Below are 11,299 nucleotides of genomic sequence, written 5' to 3'. Positions count from 1 at the left end.
CACCTCTCATCTCGGTCTTCTCCCCTCAGGGAAGAAGAGGAAAACCGCCCTACTCGGTGCTCGGAACCGCTACGCTCTTGGGTTGGCGGACCATCAGAGGTCTGCGCCAGATTTTGCGGGCTGGGACCGCTGGGGGACGGCTTGCAGATTAAGACCGCCAGAATAGGTCCTCATTGCAGTATCGCTCTGTACTTGTCGCCACTCGAATGAGGAAAAATGCATTAATTAACCTATACTTGGCTTATGGCTAAACATTTCTATCGTTTCTCCAAATTCTGCCAATACTTTACCAAGATTAGGATTGTCGTTTCTGATAATTACAGAAGCCACATTGTCTATTCCATATTCATCTAACAAAGTAGATGTCACCTTTGTGTATCGATTACGATACTTATCGGATTGAATCAAATCATCAGGCATAAAGCCGATTGAAAACTCAGCTCCTGAATCTGCGATAAAGGTATATGCACCTTCTTGCGTATCTTCTTTCACTGCATATGGTGCACAACTATTAATCTTGACTAAATCTAATTTTTTCATTCTTACAACACACAAAATGATTCTGCTTCCTTACCGGTTCTGCGGCGATAGTCATCACGCATACGCTTTTCCATTTGTGCTATGTATTCAGCCTTTCGCTCCCTAGAAGCCTTGAAGCGACGCATAAAATCTGCTTTTTTTTCTTCTATGTTCATAACGTAATCTCCTTATTAATTATACTTTGTGTGCAAAGATATACTTTTTCAATGATACCACCAAATGTTTTTTGAAAAAAGTTATTGTGTATCGTTTGCAGGGTGAAGGATTGCCTCTTTCTAACTGTTCGGAATTTCCGAACAGTTGCAGACTGCACCAATTCTCCTTTCTGATAAATATTGGTAATGTGGCCACTAATATTAGCTTTAATAGAACCAAAGAGTTCCACCATCTGAGCTTGCGTAAGCCATACCATATCTAAGTCTTTCGAATTTCTTTCATAACTTCTATTCTTCCAAAGATGCCATGAAACTCTCTAGGCTATCTACTCGAACGACACCAGCATCGTGTCCGCTCTCAGCCTCTTTCATTGCTGCCAAAGTTTCAGCATTTGGAATTTCCTCCAGAGCTATACTTTTAGATAATGGATTGTCTGCTATGATTTTGACCCCTTTCATCAAGGAAAGAACGCTCTTTAATTGCTCCAATAAAGATGGACTATCTATTTGTAATGTTAACTGTGCCATATTCTTATTTCTTTTAAAAGACAATAGATTTTTTCTAAGAAAATGAAGCTATTGCCATAACCATTACACCTTAATATTGTTCTCGAAAACATACCTTCAATGGTCTTTACGCCCCCCTTACAACTTTTTTTAAGGTTTTTGCTTTGAAATTCTTCAAAGGATGCCAAATCTCTTTTTTACTTTATTAGTAAGAGTCTCGGTCGACCTAAGAACCTCAAAGATTCCAGAGAGATCTTCTGTTGATAAACACCCAAAATACTCTCCTTCCATCAACTTCTTTACAGGAATAGAAAAGAGCATACCGCAATCTACGAAACTATCATACTTCAGGAACTCAGGATAATCTGTTTGATGAAGAAGATATTGAGCAGAAAGGAAAGAAGCGGAATAAGCTGCCTTTGGACTCATTTTGGTATTAACCAAAACAGAACCATAACAGATTTTTTCCACTTTATCTACTCCGATAATTACCAACTTCTTTGGTTTCTGTTTTCTTCCATCCTTAAAGACTAGGCCCTCGTCTATAGAAATAACTGTTCGGATCAATGATCCGATTTCTAGTTTCTCCTCAGTAACCTTACGAAGATTATCAAGATAGGATTTCTGTAATTCCCTTAAGTCCATGCCAATGCTTTTTGAACAGATTGACGATCACGAATCACACATAGCATAGCTTTGGTGGCTCCAGCAGCTTCTGCCATATCGTACATGGTAATTTTGGTGTCCTCGCCAGTTTTGTCTGACAGGCGTTTTGCCCTTTTCCATGCTTTGTCCTCGTGGGACCTGTCGGACAAATCAAAGGAATTGATATTCTTACATCTTTCTATCCATTTATCAAGCATCTTCACATCGGCTCTGGATAACTCATCCATATCGCATTCAGCAGTATTCGCTGCAAAAATGAGTTGATGACCATCTTGTGAGATAGCTATATTCAAAGAATCTGCAAAATCTTTCAACTCTGGTGAAGAAAGGTCTGCTTTCCCTTCTATTCCTCGCAATACCTTGTAGGTTAAAGCTGGTACTGGTCCATGCTTTCTCGCTACAAACGTATCATAAATAATGGGCAGGCCATACTCTTTCAACTGATTTTGCTGGGCAAAATACATTACCTTGAAGAGGTGAATATAATCTACGCCTTCTGGAAATGCTTTCAGTATATAAAGCACTACTGCCTTTATCTTTAATATCTGATCTATTGTCTTCATCACTTCTCCTTATATATTATTACAATATTGTTGGAAATCATCCCGCCTTCTTTACCGTTAAAGAAGATGGATTTTCTACCTCTCCGTCTCTCCTGCAAGGAGAGCTCCACCTCACTCCCAAGCCCTCGCCCCTCAGGGGCAAGGGATGTAACCGCCCTACTCGGTGCTATTTGTTCGAAAACCTACCCGTCCTTCCTTACCGTTAAGGAAGGCTCCACCTCTCATCTCGGTCTTCTCCCCTCAGGGAAGAAGAGGAAAACCGCCCTACTCGGTGCTCGGAACCGCTACGCTCTTGGGTTGGCGGACCATCAGAGGTCTGCGCCAAGTTTTGCGGGATGGGACCGCAGAGGGATGACTTGCTATATGATTATACCTCCGAGGATGGGATAACTACTCATTAAAATCTTCAAAGAATTGTTTCCTTTTCTCATCTAATTCAGAAGTCTTCTGACTCATAAATTGACAGGTGAAATCATACATCGGAATGGCGACACAATGCTCATCTGCCTTCTCAAACTTCAACTGATCAGAATAATAGCGAACTAATTCTTCATAAGGTGTCAAGTCGGCTGCAAATAAGAAAACATATTCACAACCTACAATTTTCAATAGTTCCTTTATCTTAGGTACTATGAAATACCAAAATATAGTGGTTCCCATATTCTGAGGGAAATCATATCCATCCCAAACATCACGATGAGCATCATTCGCACAAAAATGAACCAACTCAACACCAGGAAATGTCTTGCCTACATTCTTTAGATTCTTGCCGAATATTTTAGTGAATTCTTCGGAATCAACCGATAAATGTAAAACTCTTGCCACATCCTCCTTCTTAATACCCTTCTTTGAACGAACACTTTCTAGAATAGAGGCTATAGCCTTCTTGTTTTCTGCAGATTGGGTCTCATCCAAACTTAAACGGAGTATCGTGTCATAAAAGGATTGTATCTCTTTCAAGCGATCACCTTCAATGAATTCATCATAAAGCAAACCACATTTTAGTGAAAAGAAGAAAAGGATTTCATCCTTATCACTTTTCACTATATAATAAGCAATACGATTATTCTCATCATCATCATAGGCATCTCCTTGCAAGGTATCTACAAGACTATTGTTACGAGAATTGTAGAAATCATCTATCAAAGAGAAATTTGCAGGATTTGACGAGAGCCGCTCACACTTTAAACTCCTTAGCAAATCCAATTGTGATTCAGTTATCTTCATACGTAAATCGGTTTATGGAATTGCTCCAAGTTGCTTAACAAGAAACGTCTTATCCGGAAACGGGTGGCATCTTTTTTGATGTCTTGGATATCCATTGGAGTACCCTCACCTTTCATCATGGCGTGCTTCCAAGAATCTTCGCCATGGACAAGATTGCATAAACTTCTTGTTTTCTTTGTTGATAGCAGCTCGAAAACACTATCGAAAACGGGCCTATATTCTTCAAGAAAGCTTGACGGCAGAATATCATGCAACGAATCAGAAACGTAAGCGGCATGAACTTCGGGAAGATATGGTCCAAATGAATGAGCATAAAATATTGATTCAAACAGAGGACTCTCTGTCCGAACTATACTCTCACGCTGCATAAAATAAAGAAGAATTTGCAACTTCATCTCGTCAATACGAGCACCATACTGATACTCGTAACGCTGACTGATATAAGATGCTATCTTAATTGCATCAACCATAATAATTCCTTTCTTTTAAAGACAATAGATTTTTTCTAAGAAAATGAAGCTATTGCCATAACCATTACACCTTAATATTGTTCTCGGAATGTAACCGCCCTCCGGTGCTCGGAACCGCTATGCATCAAGCTGGGCGTACTTCGAGTGCTGGCTCTTGTACTCTGGAACAATCTGCTTCATCTTCTTCACTACTGCCATATCATCGTAGGTGAAGGAGAGGTCGTAGAGTTCCTGCTCGTTCTGGCGCGCCAACTCGTATGGATACTCACGAACCTTGGCTACCATGATCTTTGGATGATGGGTTGGTACGGTTGCCTCCTTGTCGTTCAGGACTTCCTCGTAGAGCTTCTCGCCATCTCGCAATCCTACGTATTTGATGTCGATGCCATCTACACCCGAGAGGCTATCATACGCTTTGCCAAATCGGCGATGCGGACCGGCTTGCCCATATCGAAGACGAGATCTCGCCTCCCTTACCCATGGTGCCTGCCTCCAATACCAACTTACATGCCTCAGGAATGAGCATGAAGAAACGGATGATGTCTGGATGGGTGACGGTGATAGGACCACCCATCGCTATCTGCTTCTTGAAGATCGGAATAACTGAACCGTTGCTGCCCAAGACATTACCAAAACGGGTGGTGACAAACTGGGTGACTCCCTTGACCTTGCCATCTACTATCGCCTTGTTCAACGACTGGCAGTAGATCTCGCAGATTCGCTTGCTGCATCCCATCACATTGGTAGGGTTTACAGCCTTGTCGGTAGAAATCATCACAAACTTCTTGGTACCATACTTCACTGCCATATCGGCTATCACGCGCGTACCATATATATTATTCTGTACGGCTTCTGAAGGATTGTCCTCCATCATCGGCACGTGCTTATAGGCTGCTGCATGGAATACATAGTCTGGATGATAGGCTGAGAAGATATGCTCCATACGGGTAGCATTGGTGATGCTGGTAACAATGGTCTGGCATGGGATATCCGCATAGTTCTTGCTCATGAAGAGACGGACATCGTGCATAGGAGTCTCTGCCGCATCAACCAGAACCAGACGGGCTGGATGGTAAACGGCAATCTGCTTCACCATCTCGGAACCGATACTTCCGGCTGCACCTGTAATGAGAATGGTGCGGCCGCTGAGGAGCTTGCCGATAGCATCCATATCTACCTCAATCTTATCTCGTGGCAGGAGATCTTCGATATCCACCTCACGCATCATCTGGTGACGGATGTTTGACTTGCCGCCCCACCACTGTGCCTTTGGCATCATCATAATCTTGATGCCGGCAGCGGTAAGCTTGTCTATCATATCCTGCATCTCCAGGAACTGATCTGTGACCAGCGGGCTGACAAAGAGGGTCTTGACATTCATATTATGCATAACTGAGATGAGCTTCTCATCGTATGGATACACCTCGCAACCCAACAGATATCTACCTACCACATCTTCCTCGATGGTAGTAAAGCCCTTGACGACATACTGGGATGGGTGGTCATTGCGCATAGACTTAGCCAGAGCAATACCACCCTGGCGAACCCCCAGGATAAATACAGGAGTACGGATATCTACGGCAAAGGTGGAATCATACATATATTTAACGAGGATACGCATCGTCCACATCTCACACATCGAGATGAAGAGCATCACGATGATACCCTCTAACGAAATCTTATAGATGTAATCATCCGGCAATACCAGAAGAAGGAGACTATTGAAGGCATATCCCAAGATCAGGGCAGCGGAGATACGCATCAGATCGACAAACGAAGAATAGCGCATGATGCCCGAATAGGTATGGAATATTCGCATTCCTACCATGAAGAGAGGAAGGGTGCACACGAATGTGAAGAAATAACCCCAGAAATGATCTGCCAGAGCATCCCCACCTTCTGCTATATAAGTAGCGACAATTCCTGCAAAGAGGATTGCAAGGCTATCCAATGCCAGGATACACCAATATGGGAGGGCGTTCTTAGAGAAATACCAGTTTGTCAATCGGTTGACAAAGAGGGATACTTTCATCTTGTGCAGCATCCCATTTGAAAGTGTCTTGTTTGGTTCGTTCTGATTATTCTGCTGATTATTCTGCTGACTCATAAACTTATATTTTTTCTTGTTATTATAAAGATCACTATTATCTAGTGAGTTCTTATCTTATTATACACATCTTTTGCTTTCTTGAGGAAGGATGGGTATTTGAAATACGTCCATGCATCTTCCTGCTGCAGCTCTACCATTCCCTTATACAGATAGTTGACTACATTCCTGTGTTTTCCTGTTTTCTGAACTATCGTGTCAAAAAGCGATGTACAGGTGTCATTGGGATTGAAGTCGTCTGTGATATAGTTGTAAAGCTCATCCTTGGCAAAATGGACGGAGATGACCTTCGTCATTGCCAGGAAGCGGATGGCTGCCTGCTGCAACTGTCCTTTTTCCAGATAGGCAGTAATCTGCTGCTGGCGTTCCAGAAGAGCCTGGGCAACCTCTCCTATCTGGAGCTTACCCTCCTGAAGCTTGAACTTCTCCTCCAACCCTGTGTCGGAGACAATGACACTTGGAAGATCTGCTACCGGTACCTTATGGAGGAGGACATAACGCTGAAGCAACTGACGCCACATCAGGAGTCGGGCGCCTTGCCACATCTCTACGGCAGCTGCCGTGGTCTGGGACAAGAAGCCCGGTTCTTCACCGGATGCCTGAAGCTGACCAACTGCCTGCCGTGCCATCTCCTGGATATCCTCCGTATAAGGAATATCCATATCGAGAGAGAAACCTCCTATCTGATGGACTTTCTCAAATCTGTATCTGCCCTGAGTAAGCAGACGCAGGAGACGAGGATACTTCTTGGTTTCCAGATCGAGGAGGAACTTCCGGTGATCTTCCTCATCGAGCATGGCATACCGGTCGTAGAAAGCACCCCATGAGGTGATTGCCTTCACCTTACCCTCATCTGTCGGCAACAGGGCGATATGGGCATCATACTCATAATCCTCATCGAAGACGGGATTGTATTTATCTGCCTCATAATTCTCACCCCTGAAGTATTCCTGCAGATGGCAGCGGATAACCAGCTCAACGATACCATTATGCTGAAACACGGTATATTCCTGATCCTGCGGAATCGGAATGTCGGTACTTGGCGTAAGAAAAGGACGGAGCAGGACATCGGGGATGAGTTCCTTCAATCCTTCACGGATAGTAGCATTATCGGTCTTGAAATAACCGGCGAGGATGCGGAAGTTGGGATGCATCGCCTCGTCGATATGATCGAGCACTTCCTTCTTCTGGGCTGCTTCTAATGTTGATTTCTTAATGCTATATGCCTTGTCTGTCTGATGGCAGCCACGATGGCAGGTCAGTTTCTTCTGGTAATCCTCAAAGAGACGACGCAGGGTGGCTGCAGCATTTTCTGCCGGATACCGGAACTGGAGATAACCGATGAGCTGGTCGATGGCACGCCATACGCCTACCGCTTCCGACTTGGCTCCCCGGGTTGCCTCGTGTTCTACCCGGATATCATACTGGCGGATATTGGAGATGTTGAGGCAGCGGTTGTTTCCGAAACGTACCAGAAGGTGGCGGTCTTTCTTGCCATTCTTCTTGATCTGCTTCACCACGCCTACCCAACCCTTCAACGGTCCGTTGAGGATGCGGATGGTATCATTCTCGAGGATGAGATCATCATACCGCTTATCTACGATGCTCAATCCCTGGATATTTTCAGCTATCTGCTCATTATAATAGATGAAGCGCTCCATATCCGCATTCGGGATGCGGGCGAGGTCGATAATCTCGTCCAGGGAGTAATTCTCTCTATCTGCGCAGAGCAGTCGAGCCTTGGCAAAGAAGGTACGCTCTACCGTTTCCCTGGTTTTGATATCAAAGTCATAGCCCTGATACTGGAAATAGCCGTTATGGGAAAGGATGCGCTCCAGTGCTTTCTTATTTTCTATCCGGATAAAGAAGAGACCTGAAAGGATGGGTACGAAACGCACCTTCTCGCTACCATCTTCGGCAGGAATGGTCTTCCTACCCAAAGGAAAGTAATAGTCGGAGATGACTTCCGGGTAATGTTCCTTTAAGAATTCAATGGATTTATTCTCTCCGGACACATCGGTCTGTACTATAAACCACATATCTGATGAAATGATTGACTGTTAATACTGGCATAGGTAAAATGCTAAAATTCATTAATCGATATTGTGGAAAGTATATAGCTCTGCTTCCCCTGAAAAGATGACTCTTCCCAGACTATAAGGGGTTGTGACATGTATCACAGCATTGAAAACCAATAGACTAACTTCCACTAATCGTCAACACTTTTATGTCTTTCTGCTGGCTGCATCACTGATACAGCGTAGCTAGGGTACTGCAACATATTATTCATATTGATTGCGCCTTAGAAAGCCATTTTATCTATTTCTTAATTCGAGATTTCTGTTGACCTCTTACTAAGAGATGCAGAATCTGATGCAAAAGTACAAAAAATAATGTATCTGACCAAATATAATGTGTTAAAATTTTAGCGAATATTTCAGAGTTTTTGCATTTTATTCAAGGAACATCATCTAACGGAGTATTACAACTTACTATCTACTAAAGAATTAAGCATATTCCGGAATGATTCTTTGAAAAATAAAGAAAACTATCCATCAGATTACGCTGAGTTATCTCTCGGAAGGGGAAAGCATTAAAACTTGTAAAAATCGGGCATTATCTGAGTTTTTTGTTTTACCTTTGTACCTTCAATGACAGTTAGAGACAAAATAAACATTAAATAATATGGAAAATAAAAGCAAAAGAATAGAAGAGATCTTCAAGCAGGATCTGAGTATGTACCTTACTGGCAGACAGCGTGTTGACGAGCAGCTTCCGGATGCTCCAGACATCGAGGAGCAGTGGGCGAAGATTGGCGAAAGCTATCTGCCTGATGCCATGCGCGAGTTCAGCAAATACCCTACCGTGGCTCTGGGATGGATTATGTTCGTGGGCATGGCCATCGCCAAATACTGGGACGAGGACTGGGAACTGTATGGCAAGGTAGATAATCTTTATGAATACCTCAGAGACCGCATTGATTTCGACCACATGGACGACTATATTCTCGACCAGGTTCTGCTGCTCGACGAGAACGAGCACAAGGCTACTTCTACCATCGTAGCAGAGTGTGCCGCACGCACCTATACCCTGCTCATTCATCAGGGATATGAGCCTGGTACTGAGGCAGCTTTCCGTGGTTTCATTGCAGCTTTACATCAAATGTATCTGATGGGCGCTGCCATGGAGCTGAAAAGACTGGGTTATCACATGACACAGCTGCAGTAAAGCCCTTTGCGGTTCAAAAACATTAAGAAAGTTTAAAAAAGATTTTGTTATATGAAATAATAGTTGTACCTTTGCAGTCGTTTTTCGGATAACGAAGCAAAAAATACATTAATTCATATAACAAAACTTTTTAAATGAAGGCAATAGCAATTAAGTCGAGTTTGTTTTCTTGTTTGAAGAGTTATAACAAGAAAACATTCATGTCTGACCTCATGGCAGGTATCATCGTTGGTATCGTAGCCCTGCCTCTGGCCATCGCATTCGGTATCGCTTCTGGCGTGACACCCGAAAAGGGTATCATTACAGCCATCGTAGCGGGTCTCATCATCTCCATCTTCGGCGGAAGCAAGGTGCAGATCGGTGGACCTACAGGAGCATTCATCGTCATCATCTACGGCATCATCCAGAAGTATGGATTCGAGGGATTGACCATCGCAACGCTGATGGCAGGTCTCTTCCTGGTGCTCTTCGGACTGCTCCGACTCGGTACCATCATCAAGTACATCCCTTATCCTATCGTGGTAGGTTTCACCAGCGGTATCGCCGTAACCATCTTCACCACACAGATCAAGGATCTCTTCGGTTTGACATTGGCTTCTAATCCTTCTGACTTCCTGGAGAAATGGGGTGTTTATTTCCAGAGTTTCGACACCATCGACCTTGGTGTGCCCTCATCGGTGTGGTGAGCGTGGTGGTCATCGCCATCACTCCTAAGTTCAGCAAGAAGATTCCGGGATCGCTCATCGCCATCATCCTGATGACCGTTGTGGCGCTGCTGCTCAAGCAGTTTGCCGGCGTAGAGAGCATCGAGACCATCGGCGACCGTTTCTCTATCAGCAACGAGTTGCCTGCTGCCCAGGTTCCTGAGATGAACTGGGAGACCATCAAGAGTCTGGTATCTCCTGCCATCACCATCGCCATCCTCGGTGCCATCGAGAGTCTGCTCTCTGCTACCGTTGCCGACGGTGTAATCAGCGACCACCACGACTCTAATACTGAGTTGATCGCCCAGGGTCTGGCGAACATCGCTTCCCCACTCTTCGGCGGTATTCCTGCTACCGGCGCCATCGCCCGCACGATGACCAATATCAACAACGGCGGCAAGACTCCTATCGCTGGTATCATCCACGCAGTGGTACTGCTGCTCATCTTCCTCTTCCTGATGCCGCTCGCCAAGTATATTCCTATGGCTTGTCTGGCTGGTGTACTGGTTGTGGTTTCCTATGGTATGAGTGGCTGGAGAAGCTTCCTGGGTCTGATGAAGAATCCTAAGAGCGACGTTACCGTGCTCCTGATTACCTTCTTCCTGACCATCATCTTCGACCTGACCATTGCCATCGAGGTGGGGCTGATCATCGCCTGCCTGCTCTTCATGAAACGAATGAGCGAGACTACCGATGTAACTGCTATCACAGAGGACGAGATTGACCTGAACAAGGAGTATGACTTCCTTTCTACCAACCTGGAGCACTATACGATTCCTAAGGGTGTAGAGGTATATGAAATCAACGGTCCTTTCTTCTTCGGAGCAGGTAATAAGTTTGAGGAAGTGATGGCTGCCTTCGGCGACCGTCCTTTGGTTCGCGTCATCCGTATGCGTAAGGTTCCATTCGTGGATTCTACCGGTATCCACAACCTCACCAACCTCTGCGAGATGAGTCAGAAGGAGGATATCCAGGTTGTTCTCTCCGGTGTCTGCGAAAAGGTAAACGCCCAGTTGGAGAAGGCGGGCTTCTACAATATGCTCGGCAAGGAGAACATCACTGATCATATCAGCAAGGCGCTGAAGCGTGCTGAAGAGATCATTGAGGCTAATAAATAATGATTATAGACATC

At 44.4% G+C, this 11,299-nt stretch carries 9 protein-coding genes and 2 pseudogenes; 2 read left to right on the top strand and 9 right to left on the bottom strand.

Features of this window, described 5'->3' with window-relative positions:
• Positions 1–225 precede the first annotated feature (225 nt).
• The 9 genes and pseudogenes from DW830_RS09515 to DW830_RS09470 all read right to left on the bottom strand — a co-directional run bounded on the left by DW830_RS09515 (position 226) and on the right by DW830_RS09470 (position 8,274).
• Positions 226–540: a hypothetical protein gene (locus DW830_RS09515; RefSeq protein WP_119249711.1), complete on the bottom strand. Its 315-nt coding sequence runs from the start codon at positions 538–540 to the stop codon at positions 226–228.
• 2 nt (positions 541–542) lie between these two features.
• On the bottom strand, positions 543–695 hold the full coding sequence (locus tag DW830_RS09510) for an ABC transporter ATP-binding protein (protein ID WP_089542799.1): 153 nt from the start codon (positions 693–695) through the stop codon (positions 543–545).
• Between the two features lie 288 nt (positions 696–983).
• Positions 984–1,223 carry a hypothetical protein gene (locus DW830_RS09500; protein WP_119249710.1) on the bottom strand — a complete coding sequence of 80 codons (240 nt, stop codon included), beginning with the start codon at positions 1,221–1,223 and terminating at the stop codon, positions 984–986.
• 153 nt (positions 1,224–1,376) lie between these two features.
• The gene (locus tag DW830_RS09495) at positions 1,377–1,847 is read right to left on the bottom strand and encodes a hypothetical protein (RefSeq protein ID WP_119249709.1); all 471 of its coding nucleotides are present in this window, start codon (positions 1,845–1,847) and stop codon (positions 1,377–1,379) included.
• Positions 1,838–2,431: a Panacea domain-containing protein gene (locus DW830_RS09490; protein WP_119249708.1), complete on the bottom strand. Its 594-nt coding sequence runs from the start codon at positions 2,429–2,431 to the stop codon at positions 1,838–1,840. The genes DW830_RS09495 and DW830_RS09490 overlap by 10 nt, the downstream gene beginning before the upstream one ends.
• Before the next feature lie 390 nt (positions 2,432–2,821).
• Positions 2,822–3,658: a hypothetical protein gene (locus DW830_RS09485; protein WP_118312483.1), complete on the bottom strand. Its 837-nt coding sequence runs from the start codon at positions 3,656–3,658 to the stop codon at positions 2,822–2,824.
• Positions 3,655–4,128 carry a Panacea domain-containing protein gene (locus DW830_RS09480; RefSeq protein ID WP_119249707.1) on the bottom strand — a complete coding sequence of 158 codons (474 nt, stop codon included), beginning with the start codon at positions 4,126–4,128 and terminating at the stop codon, positions 3,655–3,657. The genes DW830_RS09485 and DW830_RS09480 overlap by 4 nt, the downstream gene beginning before the upstream one ends.
• A 117-nt stretch (positions 4,129–4,245) precedes the next feature.
• A pseudogene (locus tag DW830_RS09475) lies at positions 4,246–6,160 on the bottom strand (polysaccharide biosynthesis protein).
• Between the two features lie 116 nt (positions 6,161–6,276).
• The gene (locus tag DW830_RS09470; protein WP_119249706.1) at positions 6,277–8,274 is read right to left on the bottom strand and encodes a hypothetical protein; all 1,998 of its coding nucleotides are present in this window, start codon (positions 8,272–8,274) and stop codon (positions 6,277–6,279) included.
• A gap of 646 nt (positions 8,275–8,920) precedes the next feature.
• Between DW830_RS09470 and DW830_RS09465 the strand changes: the two genes are divergently transcribed.
• Both DW830_RS09465 and DW830_RS09460 read left to right on the top strand, forming a co-directional pair.
• Complete coding sequence (locus DW830_RS09465) at positions 8,921–9,463, top strand: hypothetical protein (protein ID WP_089542521.1); 543 nt, start codon at positions 8,921–8,923, stop codon at positions 9,461–9,463.
• Positions 9,464–9,597: 134 nt separating this feature from the next.
• Positions 9,598–11,285: pseudogene (locus DW830_RS09460) on the top strand (SulP family inorganic anion transporter).
• Positions 11,286–11,299: the final 14 nt, after the last annotated feature.

Origin of the sequence: Prevotella sp. AM34-19LB (assembly GCF_003468525.1) — a bacterium.
Classification (GTDB): domain Bacteria; phylum Bacteroidota; class Bacteroidia; order Bacteroidales; family Bacteroidaceae; genus Prevotella.
The sequence above is the reverse complement of the archived record's forward strand: the minus strand, read 5'-3'. Positions and strand labels throughout refer to the sequence as shown.